Source organism: Campylobacter concisus (genome assembly GCF_015679985.1).
GTDB classification, from domain to species: Bacteria; Campylobacterota; Campylobacteria; order Campylobacterales; family Campylobacteraceae; genus Campylobacter_A; species Campylobacter_A concisus_AC.
In genome coordinates this window covers 1383608-1399471 of the sequence record NZ_CP049239.1, presented here as the reverse complement: position 1 = coordinate 1399471, position 15864 = coordinate 1383608, and the positions used below count along the sequence as shown (strand labels likewise).

Annotated in this window: 13 protein-coding genes; all 13 read left to right on the top strand. The window is 39.6% G+C overall.

Annotated features, from left to right (window positions below):
* Window position 1: 1 nt before the first annotated feature.
* The 13 genes from G5B98_RS07040 to pglF are packed head-to-tail and all read left to right on the top strand — an operon-like array spanning window position 2 to window position 15863.
* A complete protein-coding gene (locus G5B98_RS07040; RefSeq protein ID WP_196086487.1) occupies window positions 2–2128 on the top strand; it encodes an STT3 domain-containing protein in 2127 nt (708 codons plus the stop codon).
* On the top strand, window positions 2128–3645 hold the full coding sequence (locus G5B98_RS07035; RefSeq protein WP_196086486.1) for an MATE family efflux transporter: 1518 nt from the start codon (window positions 2128–2130) through the stop codon (window positions 3643–3645). The genes G5B98_RS07040 and G5B98_RS07035 overlap by 1 nt, the downstream gene beginning before the upstream one ends.
* A complete protein-coding gene (locus tag G5B98_RS07030; RefSeq protein ID WP_196086485.1) occupies window positions 3646–4407 on the top strand; it encodes a glycosyltransferase family 25 protein in 762 nt (253 codons plus the stop codon).
* Window positions 4408–5340 carry a glycosyltransferase family 2 protein gene (locus G5B98_RS07025; protein ID WP_196086484.1) on the top strand — a complete coding sequence of 311 codons (933 nt, stop codon included), beginning with the start codon at window positions 4408–4410 and terminating at the stop codon, window positions 5338–5340.
* Window positions 5337–6395 carry a glycosyltransferase gene (locus G5B98_RS07020; RefSeq protein WP_196086483.1) on the top strand — a complete coding sequence of 353 codons (1059 nt, stop codon included), beginning with the start codon at window positions 5337–5339 and terminating at the stop codon, window positions 6393–6395. Before G5B98_RS07025 ends, G5B98_RS07020 begins: the two co-directional genes overlap by 4 nt.
* Window positions 6392–7435 (top strand): glycosyltransferase, encoded by a 1044-nt coding sequence (locus tag G5B98_RS07015; protein WP_196086482.1) that lies wholly within the window; start codon window positions 6392–6394, stop codon window positions 7433–7435. Before G5B98_RS07020 ends, G5B98_RS07015 begins: the two co-directional genes overlap by 4 nt.
* Window positions 7432–8556, top strand: coding sequence for an N-acetylgalactosamine-N,N'-diacetylbacillosaminyl-diphospho-undecaprenol 4-alpha-N-acetylgalactosaminyltransferase (gene pglJ, locus G5B98_RS07010; protein WP_196086481.1), 1125 nt, complete (start codon window positions 7432–7434; stop codon window positions 8554–8556). The genes G5B98_RS07015 and pglJ overlap by 4 nt, the downstream gene beginning before the upstream one ends.
* Window positions 8549–10648 carry an STT3 domain-containing protein gene (locus G5B98_RS07005; protein WP_196086480.1) on the top strand — a complete coding sequence of 700 codons (2100 nt, stop codon included), beginning with the start codon at window positions 8549–8551 and terminating at the stop codon, window positions 10646–10648. Before pglJ ends, G5B98_RS07005 begins: the two co-directional genes overlap by 8 nt.
* Before the next feature lie 2 nt (window positions 10649–10650).
* Window positions 10651–11766, top strand: a complete 1116-nt coding sequence (pglA, locus tag G5B98_RS07000; protein ID WP_196086479.1) for a N,N'-diacetylbacillosaminyl-diphospho-undecaprenol alpha-1,3-N-acetylgalactosaminyltransferase — start codon at window positions 10651–10653, stop codon at window positions 11764–11766.
* On the top strand, window positions 11759–12364 hold the full coding sequence (gene pglC, locus G5B98_RS06995; RefSeq protein ID WP_196086478.1) for an undecaprenyl phosphate N,N'-diacetylbacillosamine 1-phosphate transferase: 606 nt from the start codon (window positions 11759–11761) through the stop codon (window positions 12362–12364). The genes pglA and pglC overlap by 8 nt, the downstream gene beginning before the upstream one ends.
* Entirely contained in the window at window positions 12351–12941 is a 591-nt protein-coding gene (pglD, locus tag G5B98_RS06990) for a UDP-N-acetylbacillosamine N-acetyltransferase (protein WP_196086477.1), read from the top strand. Before pglC ends, pglD begins: the two co-directional genes overlap by 14 nt.
* Window positions 12942–12989: 48 nt before the next feature.
* On the top strand, window positions 12990–14081 hold the full coding sequence (gene pglE / locus G5B98_RS06985; RefSeq protein ID WP_196086476.1) for a UDP-N-acetylbacillosamine transaminase: 1092 nt from the start codon (window positions 12990–12992) through the stop codon (window positions 14079–14081).
* Window positions 14082–15863, top strand: coding sequence for a UDP-N-acetylglucosamine 4,6-dehydratase (configuration-retaining) (gene pglF, locus G5B98_RS06980; RefSeq protein WP_196086475.1), 1782 nt, complete (start codon window positions 14082–14084; stop codon window positions 15861–15863).
* Window position 15864: the final 1 nt, after the last annotated feature.

Below are 15864 nucleotides of genomic sequence, written 5' to 3'. Positions count from 1 at the left end.
AGTGCACAAAGTAAGCGTAAATTGTAAAATTTTACTTATATTTCTAGCTGCTTATCTGTTTGGATTTGCGGCTAGGATGCTCTGGGTATTGTGGGCAAAGGATATGCCAGAGTTTTACTTTAATGGCGAGTTTATGCTTACGACAAATGACGCATACTATTACGCAGAAGGTGCTAGAGATATGCTGGCTGGCTTTCATCAGCAAAATGACTTTAGCCCCTTTAATCACCCAATCTCAACTATAGTTTTTTATATTTGCAAAATTTTACCTTTTAAGATCGAAAGCGTGATGTTTTATATGAGTGCGCTTTTAGCTCCTCTTATCGCACTTCCAGTTGTTTTGATATCACATGAGTTTAAGGCACTAAAAGCTGGGGCTGTGGCTGCATTTATGAGTGTTATCTTGCCAAGCTATCTTTCAAGGACATCGCCTGGATATTTTGATAGCGACATGTTAAATGTCACATTTGCACTTTTTATCATCTATTTTTTGATCAGGCTTTTGAACGCAAATGAACAAAAATTTATCGTTTTGCCTGGAGTCTTTGTGTCGCTTTATCTTTGGTGGTATCAAAGCTCATATGCACTTATTTTAAGCATTTTCTTTATGTTTTTACTATATACGCTAGTTTTTATGCGAGATAGATTGCAAAATTATCAAGCGATATTTTTTATGTTTATAGGCATCGTAAGCTCAAATGTTTTTACTAAAGATCCACTAATAGCAAATAAAATTTTGGTTTCAAATTTAGCAGTTATTGCTTTATTTTTCTCTCTTTTTTGCAAATATAAAAATTTACTCTCAGCTAGAAATTTAGCCATTTTTCTTACTTTAATGCTAGCTATTTTTATCTATTTTGGTGGTTTTGATTTCATTACTTCAAAAATGGATATTTATGTTTTTAAAGGCAATGAAATTCTTAGCGATAAATTTCACTTTATAAATGAGCATAATTTCATAAGCGAAGTAAAAAGTGCTAGCCCTTTGTATTTTATCTATTTCATGTCAGGAAATATTCTTATATTACTTGCAGCTATTATTGGATACTTACTACTTTGCTTTAAATTTCGTCTATTTTTGCTTACGTTGCCAATGCTTGGACTTGGACTCCTCTCTTTTTTTAGCGGAGTTAGATTTGTTATGTACGTAACACCACTTGTTGCGCTTGGTTTTGGGTATTTTTTGCATTTTTTTTTAAATTTATTTGATCTTAGAAATTCTATTAAAAATTTATCACTTTTGGTTTTTGCCGTAGCCGCTCTTGCTATAAATTTAGATTTTGCTTATTCATATAGGCCAAACACTGTAATTAGCCGTGATGAAGCAGTGGCGCTTGATGGGCTCAAAAAGGTAGCAAAGCGCGATGATTATGTATTTTCATGGTGGGATTACGGATATGCTATAAGATATTTTGCTGATGTTATGACTTTAAACGATCCTGGCAGGCAAGGTGGCGAAAATAATTATTTTGTTAGCCTTGCTTTGAGAAAAGATGAGGCATTTTCGGCTAGACTTGCAAGAGTGGCAGTTACGTATAATGACATCTCGCTTGAGCAAAATATAAGGACAATAGATAAAATTTTAAAAGACTACAACACAAGTGATATAAACACTTTTTTAAGTCAGCTTAAAAGCGAAAATTTCACTCTGCCAGCTGCAAAAAAAGAGGTTTTTTACTATCTTGTGCCTAATATGATTGACATCGCGCCAAATATCTTTAGATATAGCTATATCGATATTACAACTGGTAAAAGGCAAAAAGAGAATTTTTATCATGTTAGTGTATTAAATGGCGTTAGCGAAGCTGGTATCGACCTTGGAGATGGTTATATTTTACCTACAAATGAGCAAAAATTTATCATACATAACGGTGAAAAAATAGCCGTAAAATCATTTTATAAGGTAAAAGGAACCGGAAAAGATTTGCGAATAGATGAAAAAATCATAGATGAAAACGCTAAAATTTATGTCATTTTTTTGGAAGATTATGCGCGGATATTGTTGCTTGATGAAAATGCTTTTAACTCATCTTTTGTGCAGCTTTTTATATTTGAGCGCGCCGATGAGAGATACTTTGAGCCATTTGTCATCTCAAGTGGTGTAAAAATTTACAGGTTAAAAGTCTAATGCTAATCAATCTAATAAGTTCGATCGTCGTTTTTGTCGTATCAATGGGCATAAATTTCTTTCTCACACCATTTATCTTAAAAAGCCTTGGCAACGAGGCATTTGGCTTTGTGGGCCTTAGCAACGCCATCGTAAGCTACGCAGCGGTCGTAAGTGTAGCCATAAACTCGGTCAGCGGGCGCTTTGTCGCTCATGCGTGGCACAAAAAAGATCTAAGCCTTGCAAACACTTACTACTCATCAGTGCTTGTTGTAAATATCTTCTTTTGCGCCGTTGTAGTGGTGCTTAGCTCGGTTTTTATCATAAATTTGCAAAGCTTTTTAAACGTCCCTGAAAATTTGCTCTTTGATGTGAGAATGACCCTTGTTTTTTACTTTATAAATTTCTGCGTTGGCCTATTTAACGGTGTTTTGACGGTTTGCGCCTTTGTGACAAATAAGCTTTATCTACTCTCCATCAGAAATGCCATCTCAAGCGCGATCCTGGCGATCCTTATCGTGGCACTCTTTTTCTTTTTTAAGCCGTTCATTTCATACATCGCCATTTCAGCGCTAGTTGCTAGCCTTTTTGTCTTTTTTAGCACCATTTTTATGTCAGCTCGCATCACGCCAGAGCTAAAATTTAGCCTTAACAAATTTGACTTTTCTAAGATCAAAGAGCTTTTAAGTTCTGGCATTTGGAACAGCTTTAATGCGCTAAATCGCATACTTTTAACAGGTATGGACCTTTTTATCTGCAACATTTTTGTAAATGCAAACGCCACTGGACTTCTTTCTGTCGCCAAGGCCGCCCCTATCATACTTGAGAGCTTTGTGGCACAGCTTAGCGGTATCTTTGCGCCAAAATTTGTCGAGCTGTACTCTAAAAATTTGATCACGGACCTTATAAAAGAGGCTAAATTTTCGATGAAGGTGATCGCCTTTGTGATGAGTGCTCCGGCAGCATTTTTCGTCGTTTTTGGGCTTGATTTTTACACGCTTTGGCTACCTTTTAAAAGCGCAGATGAGGTCAAATTTATCTACAACGTCTCGATGATAACGCTAGTGCCTATCGTCTTTATAAGCTTTGTTTTTTCGCTTTTTAACCTTGATAGCGCGACAAACAAGCTTCGCCGCCCAGCCATTGCCAACACTATCCTTGGTGTTAGCACGATCATAGCGCAGATCGCACTGCTTAAATTTAGTGACTACGGCGTTTATGGTATCGTCATCGTCGCAGCCATTTTTTATAGCATAAGAATTCTTGGCTTCGACCTCATAAATGCTGCTTTAAATTTAGAGGTAAAGCTCACTACGTTTTATGGGGTTTATTTTAAAAATTTAGCCGTTTTTGCGCTCTGTGTGCTTGCGATGTTTACCTGCAAGGACTTTGTGAGCTTAGATAACTGGTTAAAATTTGCTATCTTTGCTGTGATACACGCCGGCGCAGCTTATGTTTTGGGATATTTCTTATTTTTTAATGACTTCGAGAGAGGCATAGTCTGGCGTAAAATTTTAAAAAAAATTAAAAGGTCTTAAATGGATGAAATTTACCTGATCTCTTTGGCAAAAGATACCAAAAGGCGCGAGCTTTTGCAGCAGAAATTTAGCTCTTATGATAGCTTTAAGCTAATAGACGCAGTTGATGGCAGGGAGCTAAACGCGAGGAAGTACTATAAGATTATTTCGCCATCATTTAAAGCTTACGGCAAGGTTTTAAGCCCAGCGGAGGTTGGCTGTTCGCTCTCACACGTGAAAGCCTATGAGGCGTTTTTGGCAAGTGAAGCCAAATTTGCTCTCATCTTTGAAGATGACGTGATAGGGGGTGATGAGGACATAAAAGAGGCCTTTTTGGCAGCTAGCAAGATGGCTGAAAACAGTGTGCTGATATGTGGCATGCAAGATGGGCTGGAGGGCAGGTTTAGCGCCTTTGGCAAAAAGGTGGATACTAGCCTAAGTAGGCCGCTTTGGCAGGTCTCAGTGCACTCATTTTCAAGCATTTATAGAGCAGGGGCCTATGTACTAACTAAAAAAAGTGCCAAAAATTTGCTTGAAATTCACAAACGTGCACTTTGTACGACCGATGTTTGGGACTATTTGCTTGGCGTTAATGATATGCAGATGTATTTTTGCGACCTTTTTGCGCACCCAACTGATCTTAGCGGCTCAAACATCGAAGGCGAGCGCCTTGAGAGAGGATACAGCGCAAATTTAAAGGCCTATATCAAGACAATTAAATTTATATTTTTCTCACGTCTTGAAAAGCTTCAAGGCTATGAGAGAATTTTTAAAAGGGGCTAAATGAGCGAGCCATTAATCAGCATCGTAACCGCGACTTATAAGCGTCCAGAGCTTTTAAAAAAGGCCATAAGAAGCGCTCTAGCTCAAAGCTATAAAAATTTAGAAATAGTTGTAACTGACGACGGCGATGACGAGAGTGCGAGTGAAATTTGCAAGAGCTTTAACGACGCAAGGATCAAATTTGTAAAAAACAGCGCTCACAAAAAGAGCCCAAATGGCAACAAAAATAACGGCTTTGATAACGCAACAGGTGAGTTTGTCTGCTTGCTTGACGATGACGACGAGCTTTTACCAGAGGCGATTGCTGAGTGCTATGAAATTTTAAAAAGTGGCGAGTATTCGTGCGTTTTTGCAGACGCGATCTGCGAGAAAGATGGCGTGATGACCGAGGTGATGGCTGGTAGAAGCCCATATAACAAGAGTGGGGCGATGAGCAAGGTGGACTATCACTGCGGGCGGATAAATGGCGAGTACTTTAAGCTTTTTTCGCGTGAATTTATAGATGATTTTAGGTTTGACGAGAGTAGTTTTGGCGGTGAAAATGAGCTTTACATCCGCTTTTTTAAAAAAAATGTCTTTTACCTTAAAAAGCCACTTTACATCTACCGCATCTCAAGAAGCGATAGTGCGACGCTAAATGCCAGCAAGCACGCGTTAAGCGTAGCAAACGCCTATATAAAAACAGCAAATTTACACTACGACATCGCCATAAAAAATGAGCCAAAATTTCTAGCTATGCAGTATAAAAATGCCGCTTACTACGCCAAGATAGCAGGCAAATATGGCCTAATGTTAAGGTGCATCTTTAAAAGTCTTAGTATTAAATTTAGCAAAGAAGCGTTTATTTTCTTACTGCTTTGCCCACTTCCAAGTGGCATTTTACCAGCGCTCTCAAAGCTTAGAGTAAAGATAAAGCAAAGGTTTGGCGTATGAGAATATTATTTGTCACATCAACGCTTAGAAGTGGTGGTGCGGAGCGAGTTTGTGCGGTGATCGCATCAAGATTTAGCTTGGATCACGATGTAAGCCTTGTTAAATTTGACAAGGATGAGCCATTTTACGAGCTAGCAAGCGGCGTGAAGCTCATAAATTTAGGCATTGGGGCTGATGAGCTTGGCTTGGTTGGAAATTTAAAAAAGAGAGTTTTGAAAGCGCTTGCCTTAAGGGCGCTCATAAGAGAGGGCAAATTTGACGCTGTGATATCCTTTTTAGACGCCGTAAATACCTTGGTGCTCTTTAGCTCAGCTGGACTAAAAACGCCTATTATCATAAGTGAGCATACAAACTATCTTGCGCCAAAAAGAGCCATTTTTAAGGTGCTAAGACGCATAAGCTACCCATTTGCAAACGCACTTAGCGTATTAAGCGACGAGGATCTTGGCTACTACTCTAAATTTTGCAAAAATGTGATGAAAATTTACAACCCACTCTTTGAAGAGGTGCGCAGTGAGAGTTTTGCCAAAGAAAATTTAATCATCTTTGTTGGCAGGCTAAATAAGATAAAAAACTGCGAAATGTTTGTAAGAGTGGCTGCAAGCTTAAAGCAATGTGGCTATAAATTTGCTGTCGCTGGAGATGGTGGTAAGAGAGCAAATTTAGAAAATTTAGCTAAAAATTTGGACGCTAATATCGAATTCTTAGGCAACGTTAGCGACATCGCCTCACTTTATAAAAGAGCAAAGGTGCTGCTTTCTTGCTCAAATTTCGAGGGTCTTGGAAACACCTTGATAGAGGCGATAAACTATGACTGCGTGCGGGTTGCGACAAGAACTAGCGGGGCAAAAGAGCTTATAAAAGATGGCTTTGATGGTTTGCTTTGCGAGATAAATGACGCTGATCAGATGAGCAAAAAGCTTGCAAATTTGCTGCAAGATGAGGCAAAAATGGGCGAATTTGTCAAAAACGCAAGAGCTAGACTTGATGAGTTTAGCGTGGAGCAAATTTATAAAAAATGGCTGGAGCTTTTAAGACTTGGAGGTGTGAAGTGAAAATTCTTTTTGTCATCGCCGCACTTAGAAACGGCGGAGCCGAGCGCGTGCTAAACGTGCTAGCAAATGAGCTTAGCAAGGACAATGAGATCACTATCGCCCTGCTTGAAGATGATTTTGGACTTTATAAATTTAGTGAAAAGATAAATATCATAAACCTTAATGTCACTGGCTCAGGGCTCGCTTTAAAATTTAAAAAAATCCTAGCTCTTAGAGCGCTTTTTAAAGAGCAAAGGGCTGATTTGATAATTAGCTTTATCGACTGGACAAACGTCGCTTGCGTACTGGCAAATGCTGGGCTAAAGAGCAAACTAATAGCAACTGAGCATCACGAGCATAGCTACTTAAAAAGTAAAATCGCAAGCGCTATGCGTGACTTTTCGTATAAATTTGTAGATGGCTTAAGCGTGCTAAGCAAAAGCGACTATGACTACTATAAATTTGCCAAAAACCGCGAGGTCATCCACAACCCACTTTTTATTGATGTGCCTGAAATTTGTGAGAAGCAAAATGTCATCCTAAGCGTGGCAAGGCTGGAGGCGGTAAAGGGCTATGATGTCTATTTTGAGGCACTTAGCAAGGTGAGTAAGAGCTTGCTTGATGGCTGGGAGATAAAGATCGCAGGTAGTGGCAGGCAAGAAGTGCAGCTAAAGCAGATGGCGTCAAATTTGGGGCTTAACATCAAATTTTTAGGACATATGAGCGACGTCACAAAGCTTTATAATGAGGCAAAAATTTTTGTTCTTAGCTCACGAAGCGAGGGACTTTCAAACGTGCTAATAGAGTCAGGTGCTTTTGGCTGCGCTAGGTTAAGTAGCGACACTGTGGGCGCAAGAGAGCTTATAAATGACGGCACAGACGGGCTTATCTTTAAAAATGGCGACGCAAATGATTTAAAAGATAAGCTTGAAATGCTTTTAAAAGATGAAAATTTAAGGCAAAAACTAGCAAAAAACGCCAGCGAAAATGCAAATTTATTTAGCAAAGAAAATATCATAAAGCAGTGGAGAGAATTTATAAAAAAGGTTGTTAGCAAGTGAAAAAATTAGCCGTTTTTTTATACTCGATGGGACCTGGTGGGGCTGAGCGAAATGTGGCAAATTTACTGCCATTTTTGGTAAAACGTTATGAAGTTCATCTCATCTTAATGAGCAAGGTCATCGCTTACGAGATCCCAAGCGAGGTGCAAATTCACTTTATAGAAAATAGCGATCCTTATGAGAGAGGGCTAAAAAAGCTTGCAAGGCTCTTTTTAGCGATGCCAATGCTTGCCTTTAAATATAAAAAGCTCTGTCAAAACTTAGGCATCGACATGCAGTTTGTGCTGATGAACCGCCCTTGTTATATCGCTGGGGTTGCTAGGATTTTAGGGCTAAAGGCTAGGCTGGTTATTAGCGAACGAAGCTGTCCGTCAATCCTATATAAAAACGATCTAAGCGGACGAGTTAATAAATTTTTACTCACTCATCTTTATAAAAAGGCTGATCTAATCCTTGCAAATGCAGCTGGCAATAAAGAGGATCTGGTGCGAAATTTTGGCATGAGTGAGGCAAAAACAAAGGTGCTTTATAACGCCCTTGATCTAAAAACTATAAATTTGCTAAAAGATGAGCCGATCGAGGGTAATTTTAGGCCATTTTTTATAAACATCGGCCGCCTTGATAGCGGTAAAAATCAAGCCATGCTAATAAAAGTCATAGCTTCCATTAACGACCCTCACGCTACGCTTGGTATCCTTGGTAAAGGGCCTTTAAAGGACGAGCTACAAAATTTGATAGACAAATTTGGCGTGGGTGATCGAGTAAAGCTTCTTGGCACTGATAAAAACCCATTTAGGCATATAAAAAACGCCTCGTGTTTGCTTTGTGCTTCACGTTTTGAGGGCTTTTCAAATGTCTTGCTTGAAGCACTAGCATGTGAAAAAACTATCATCTCGACCGAGCACAAGAGCGGTGCAAAGGAGCTTTTAGGCGAGAGTGAGTTTGGCATTTTGGTACCAGTTGATGACGAAAATGCGATGAAAGAGGCGATGATAAAGGTGCTTAATGCGCCTGAAATAAGGCAAAATTTTGAAAAGGTTGCGTATAATCGGGCTAAATTTTTTGATAGTGAAAACATAGCGAGCGAGCTTATAAATTTTTTGGAAAATCCTAATGAATAGAAATTTATTTTTTAAAAATTACTCTTTATACTTGATGATATTTGTCGCAGTCTTTTTTAGCGTGGTTTGTAGGCTTTACTGGATCTTTTGGGCGAGTGAATATCCGGTATTTTTCTGGAACAACGAGCTGATGATTAGCACAAACGACGGCTACGCATTTGCCGAGGGTGCAAGGGACATGCTGGCTGGCTTTCACCAAGAAAACGACCTTAGCTACTATGGCTATCCGCTCTCGACGCTTACTTACTGGATCGTGAAATTTCTAGGTGTCAAGCTTGAGACGGCGATGATTTATATGAGCGTATTTTTCTCATCGCTTGTGGCTGTGCCAGTTATCCTGATCGCAAATGAATACAAACTAAAAATGGCTGGCTTTATCGCCGCACTTCTTGCAGTGGTCGCAAATAGCTACTACAACCGCACTATGGCAGGCTACTACGATACTGATATGCTCATCATCCCACTTAGCGTCTTTGTCGTTTGGGGGCTTGTTAGAGTGCTTGAGAAAAAGGACGCAAATAGCCTAATAATCGCACCCTTAAGCGTGCTTATTTATATGTGGTGGTATGCGAGCGCGTTTTCGCTTATTAGCATTTTAACTGGGCTATTTTTACTTTACACGCTCATTTTTGATAGGAAAAATTCTCTTTTTTATCTTGAAATTTCGCTGCTTCTGCTTTCCATTTCAAACCTTGATCTATCGCTTAAATTTGCCCTAGTATTTGCAGTTTATGCACTTTGCCTCTTTAAAAAAGAGGCGATAAATTTAAAATTTGCTCTTGCTGCTTTGGTTATTGTTTTTGTTGTTTTTGCCATTCGTGGCGGACTAAATCCGATTATTTTTCAGCTTAAATTTTACGTCTTTAGAGATGCGCCTGAAGTTGGAGGCATGAGCTTTCACTTTTTTAATGTCAATCAAACCATCCAAGAGTCAAGCATCGTTGATTTTACGCTATTTTGCGAGAGGATCAGCGCAAATGTCATCACATTTTTGATCTCGCTTGCTGGCGTTGCTCTTTTTTATTTTAAAAACCGCTCATTTGCCGTCTCGCTTGGCATGCTAGCACTTGGCTTTTTGGCATTTAAAAGTGGCCTTAGATTTACCATTTACGCTGTGCCTATCATGGCGCTTGGTCTTGGCTATTTGGTGGAGTTTATACTTTTAAATTTAAAGCTAAAAGGAGCGGTGCTAAATCTTGCGAGAGCTTTTATAACCGTGCTTGCTCTTACTCCAGCGCTCATTCATATCTATGGCTACAAAGCTGAGCCAGTTTTTGTGCACAAAGAGGTTGAAATTTTAAATAAGCTAAAAGGTATCGCAGGACGCGAGGACTACGTGGTTGCGTGGTGGGACTATGGATATCCGATCAGATATTACAGCGATGTTAAGACGCTCATTGACGGCGGAAAGCACCTTGGACGTGAAAATTTTGCCGTGAGTTTTGCGCTTGGAAGCGATGAGATGAGCTCGGCAAATATGGCAAGGCTTGATGTAGAATACACTGAGAGAAATTTTAAAGAGCGATTTAATGGCAATTTGGCTCAAATTTTAAAAGAGAGAAATGCAAGCATTGATCAGTTTTTTAGTGATATAAAAGAGGCAAATTTTAGCTTACCAGCAAAGACAAGGGATATTTACTACTACTTGCCAGATAGGATGCTTGGTATTTTTCCGACCATTTTGCAATTTAGCAAGATCGATCTAAAAAGCGGTAAAAATTTAAACAACGGCCTTTTTATCGTCACAAGAGCGATCTCTCAAAATGAAAATGGCATTAGACTAAATGGTGGTTTTACGCTCACAAGCGATGTCACAAATTTAATCTATGATGGCAACATCTTGCCTCTTAAATCTTTCATAGAGACTGATTATAACGAGGCTGGCAAGCTAAATGTCAAAGAGTATAAAAATAACGAAAGCTCAAATATTTCTGTCATTTTTATGAGAGATTATGGCAGGTTTATCATCCTTGATGAGGGTATTTTAAATAGCACTTATATACAGCTTTTCGTGCTAGAAAGATACGATCCAAAAATTTTTGAGCCAGTCATACTTGATGGGGCGGCAAAAATTTATAAATTAAAGAGGTAAAAATGGCAAGGATAGGGTTTTTAAGTCATGCCGATATGAGCATACATTTTTTTAGACGCCCTATTATGCAGGCTTTAAAAGATATGGGGCATGAAGTTTTTGCGATCGCTCCAAAAGGAAATTTCACTGATGAGCTTGCTAAAAGCTTTCACTCTGTCACTTACGAGCTTGACAAAGCCAGCCTAAATCCGCTAACCGTCATAAATAACTCAAAAAAACTATCTCAAATTTTACGTGAGCTAAATTTAGACTTGCTGCAAACTGGCGCTCACAAGTCAAATGTATTTGGCACATTTGCCGCTAAAAACGCTGGCATAAAGCACGTGATAAATTTGGTTGAAGGCCTTGGCAGCTTTTATATAGACGATGACATTAAGACAAAGGCCGTGCGTTTTATCATGGAGAGCCTTTATAAATTTTCCTTTGCAAAGGCCGATGCTTGCGTATTTGTAAACGACTCGGACGCTGATTATATGATCTCGCGAAATTTGATAGATAAAAACAAAGTTTGCCGCATAAAAAGTGTCGGCGTGGATACTGCTAAATTTGACCCAGCTATCACGCAGGCGGCTGACCTTGGTGAAAAAAAGGTCATTTTGATGATTGCAAGGGCGATGTGGCACAAGGGCGTGCGTGAGTTTTACGAGGCAGCAGAAATTTTAAATGGCTATAAAAACTGCGAATTTGTATTTGTGGGTGAGGGCTTTGCTGGTAATAAATCAACCGCAGAAGAGGCCTTTTTAAAAGGCGGCAAAGTACGTTATCTTGGTGCTAGAAACGATATACCGCAGCTTTTAAAAGCTTCTTACTTGCTGGCACTTCCTAGCTACAAAGAGGGCTTTCCAAGAACGGTTTTAGAGGCGATGAGTATGGCAAAAGCAGTCGTTGCAAGCGACGTTACAGGCTGCAATGAGGCAGTAAAGGATGGCTACAACGGGCTTTTATGTAAGGTAAAAGACGCAAATGACCTTGCTGATAAGATAAGAGTTTTGCTTGATGACGAGGAGCTTTGCGTAAAGCTTGGGCAAAACGGCAGGGACTGGGCGGTAAGCGAGTTTGACGAGCGAGTGATCGCAAAAAAATATATAGAAATTTATAGGAAATTTATAGATGTATAGAAATTTTTTAAAAAGGGTGATTGACATTTTGGGAGCTTTGTTTTTGCTCATTTTAACATCACCTATCATTATAGCAACGGCGATTTTTATCTACTTTAAGGTAAGTCGTGATGTCATTTTTACGCAGGCAAGACCAGGACTTAATAAGAAAATTTTTAAAATTTATAAATTTAAGACGATGAGTGACGAGCGTGACGAAAATGGTAATCTCTTGCCAGATGAGCAGCGTCTTGGTAAATTTGGCAAACTGATCCGCTCTCTTAGCCTTGATGAGCTACCACAGCTCTTTAACGTGCTAAAAGGCGATATGAGTTTCATCGGACCAAGGCCGCTTTTGGTCGAGTACCTACCCATCTACAACGAAACGCAAAAGCACCGCCACGACGTGCGCCCTGGTATCACGGGCCTAGCACAGGTAAATGGCAGAAACGACATAAGCTGGGAGAAAAAATTTGAGTATGACGTCTATTACGCTAAAAATTTAAGCTTTATGCTTGATGTAAAGATTGCCTTACAGACCATCGAAAAGGTGCTAAAACGAAGTGGCGTCAGCAAAGAGGGGCAGGCGACGACGGAGAAATTTAATGGTAAAAACTAAGAAAATTTACATCTACGGAGCAAGCGGTCACGGTCTTGTGGTCGCTGACATCGCTAAAAGTAACGGCTACGATGAGATAGTTTTTTTAGATGACGCTAGCGAGCGTAAATTTAGCCCAGAGCTTGAAAAAGCTGACATCATAATAGCCATTGGCGAAAACAAAACTAGGCAAAAGATTAGCCAAAAAGTAGAGACTGCTGGCTTTGATATAGTAAATTTGATCCATAAAAGTGCGGTTGTGAGCGAAAGCGCCGTGATAGAAAAAGGCGTAGTTGTCATGCCAAATGCCGTTATAAACGCAAAAGTTCGTATAAAAGAGGGCGCTATCATAAATTCTGGCGCGGTGATAGAGCATGAGTGCGTGATAGGTAAATTTGCTCACATCAGCCCAAATGTGGCTCTTGCTGGAAATGTTAGCGTGGGCGAATTTACGCATGTTGGCATTGGCTCAAGCATCATTCAGGGTATAAGTATCGGCAAAAACTGCATTATCGGCGCTGGAAGTGTGGTCGTTAGAGATATAAAAGATGGCATAAAGGCTTACGGCGTACCTGCATGCGAGCGCGCTAAGATATAAATTTAAAAATAAGTGCTAAAATCGCCAAAAAATCACGAAAGGGATGAAATGGATAGGGTTTTTTTATCTCCACCAAATATGAGCGGAAAAGAGCAAGAATATATAAAAAAAGTTTTTGAAAGCAACTATATAGCGCCACTTGGCGAGTATGTTAATAAATTTGAAGAAAGTATAAAAAGCTACACCGGAGCAAAAGATGCTCTTGCACTAAGCGCTGGAACGGCGGCGCTTCACCTAGCACTTCGCGTCCTTGGCGTAAAAGAGGGCGACTTTGTGCTAGCTTCTAGCTTTACTTTTATGGCTTCGGTCTCGCCTATACTTTATGAAAAAGCAACTCCAGTCTTCATCGACTGCGACGAGAGCTGGAATTTAAGCCCAGAACTACTTAAAAAAGCGATATCAAATTTACCTAAAAAGCCAAAGGTATTAGTCGTTACTCATCTTTACGGACAAGCTTCAAAGATGAAAGAAATTTGTGAAATTTGCCAAAACGAGGGCATCGCTTTGGTTGAAGATGCAGCTGAAGCACTTGGCGGATTTTACGGCGGTAAGGCACTTGGCACATTTGGCGTGATGGGCGCATATAGTTTTAATGGTAATAAAATAATCACCACTTCAGGCGGCGGTATGCTAGTTGGCGACAAGGAATTTGTAGAAAAAGCTAGATTTTACAGCACTCAGGCAAGAGAGCCTTTACTTCACTATGAGCACAAAGACTATGGCTACAACTACCGCTTAAGTAACGTCCTGGGCGCTATTGGTGTGGCACAGATGGAAGTTTTAGAAAAAAGGGTCGAGCAAAAGAGAAGAGTTTTTGAAATTTATGAAAAAGAGCTTGGCAACGTTTTAGAATTTATGCCAGAGCTAGCAAATTCTCGTGGCAACAGATGGCTCACAACTGGCGTTTTTGCTAAAAAAGATGCACATTTAAAAGTTATCAAAGCACTAGCAGATGAAAATATTGAGAGTCGCCCACTTTGGAAGCCTATGCATTTACAGCCTGTCTTTAAAGGTGCATTAAGCTTTATCGATGGATATAGCGAAGATCTATTTTCAAGAGGAATTTGCTTGCCAAGTGGCAGCGATATGAGCGAGCAGACACAAGAAAGAGTGATAAAAATAGTCAAGGAAAATGCGTAGATGTTTCATGCAACAAAGTTAAAAAGGCTTGTATTTTTCCTTCTTGGCGATGTTTTTATATTTATCTTTTCGATATATGTGGCTTATCTTTTAAGATTTAACGCTGACATCCCAGATATCTACGTACAAGGGCTTTTTGTAACGGCTGGATTTTTGATCTTTTTTAAGCTCTTTTTTATGTGGATGTTTAAAATTTACAAGGTACCGTGGAGATTTTTTGGATTAAACGAAGCAAGAAAAATTTTCCTAGCTCACGTTTGCTCAGCGGTTTTATTTACGATCGTTTTTTTTATCATTCAAGATTTTTTAAATCCATATCCAAGAAGCGTTATTTTCATTGATCTTCTTATTTCATGCTTACTTGTTGGGCTTTTAAGAATTTCAAAACGCATGGTGCTTGACTTTTCAAACAAACCTCACAAAGGTGAGCCTTGTATCGTTATAGGTGCAACGTCAAAAGCGCTTCACGTCTTGCGTGGCTTAAAACAAGGGTATCTTGACTACTACGCAGTTGGCGTGGTAGATGGCAGAAGTGACCTTGTTGGCACATATTGTGATGGATTTTTAGTACAAGATAAAAAAGATATACCAAGCCTTATAAAAGACTACGACGCAAAGACCGCTATCATCGCGCTTGCACTTGATCAAGATGAGCTTCAAGCTCTAGTTGATGAGCTAAGTGGATATGGTATAAGAGATATGAAGCTCTTCTCTCTTATCGAAAATGAGCCGATCAAGGATATCTCGATCGAAGACTTGCTAGCTAGAAAGCCAAAAGATTTAAACCCAGAGGCTATTTCAAATTTTTTAAAAGATAAAAGAGTGCTTGTCACTGGAGCTGGCGGCAGTATAGGAAGTGAAATTTGTAAGCAGTGCTTGAAATTTGGTGTAAGTGAGCTTATAATGGTTGAACACAGCGAGTTTAACCTTTATAAAATAGGCGAAGATACAAGAGATAAAAGAACTGTTAGCAAGCTTGTAAATATCACAAATTTAAAAGACTTTGAAGAGGTTTTTGAGGAATTTAGACCAGAGATCGTCATCCATGCAGCAGCCTACAAGCATGTGCCACTTTGCGAGCTAAATCCTCGCTCGGCTGTCGAAAACAACATCCTTGGCACAAAAAATGCTGTCGATCTTTCTAAAAAATATGGTGTTAAAAAATTTGTCATGATCTCATCAGACAAGGCTGTGCGTCCAACAAATATAATGGGCACAACTAAGCGTGTTTGTGAGCTTTACGCACTAAATTCAAACGAGGCAGGTGTTTGCGAAATAGTTTGCGTGCGCTTTGGTAACGTCCTTGGCTCAAGTGGCTCAGTTATACCTAAATTTAAAGCACAGATCGCTGCAAATAGGCCACTAAGTGTCACTCATCCAGAGATCACAAGATATTTTATGCTTACATCAGAAGCTTGTCAGCTAGTCCTTCAAGCAGCCTCTATCGCAAAAGGTGGCGAGCTTTTCGTGCTTGATATGGGTGAGCCTGTTAAGATCGTTGATCTTGCTAAAAAGATGCTTCTTCTTTCAAACAAAGAGCATTTGGGTATAGAATTTGTAGGTCTTAGACCGGGCGAGAAGCTTTATGAAGAGCTACTTATCAACAAAGATGATGTGCAAACCAAGTATGAGTCGATCTTTGTAACGCATTCAGAGCCTTACGATTTAGCACTTTTAAACTCGCAGATAAGTGAGCTTTTGCAGCTTGAAGATGATGAGGTAGCACCTGCTCTTAAGGTGATCGTGCCAGAGTTTAATCATGCATTAAATTTAAAAGGCTAAT

Bases quoted from the DNA above. Each gene is read 5' to 3' on its own strand.
- pglD (WP_196086477.1), top strand. From the start codon at position 12,351: ATGGTAAAAACTAAGAAAATTTACATCTACGGAGCAAGCGGTCACGGT.
- pglF (WP_196086475.1), top strand. From the start codon at position 14,082: ATGTTTCATGCAACAAAGTTAAAAAGGCTTGTATTTTTCCTTCTTGGC.
- G5B98_RS07020 (WP_196086483.1), top strand. From the start codon at position 5,337: ATGAGAATATTATTTGTCACATCAACGCTTAGAAGTGGTGGTGCGGAG.
- pglE (WP_196086476.1), top strand. From the start codon at position 12,990: ATGGATAGGGTTTTTTTATCTCCACCAAATATGAGCGGAAAAGAGCAA.
- G5B98_RS07025 (WP_196086484.1), top strand. From the start codon at position 4,408: ATGAGCGAGCCATTAATCAGCATCGTAACCGCGACTTATAAGCGTCCA.
- G5B98_RS07005 (WP_196086480.1), top strand. From the start codon at position 8,549: ATGAATAGAAATTTATTTTTTAAAAATTACTCTTTATACTTGATGATA.
- pglC (WP_196086478.1), top strand. From the start codon at position 11,759: ATGTATAGAAATTTTTTAAAAAGGGTGATTGACATTTTGGGAGCTTTG.
- G5B98_RS07035 (WP_196086486.1), top strand. From the start codon at position 2,128: ATGCTAATCAATCTAATAAGTTCGATCGTCGTTTTTGTCGTATCAATG.
- pglA (WP_196086479.1), top strand. From the start codon at position 10,651: ATGGCAAGGATAGGGTTTTTAAGTCATGCCGATATGAGCATACATTTT.
- G5B98_RS07030 (WP_196086485.1), top strand. From the start codon at position 3,646: ATGGATGAAATTTACCTGATCTCTTTGGCAAAAGATACCAAAAGGCGC.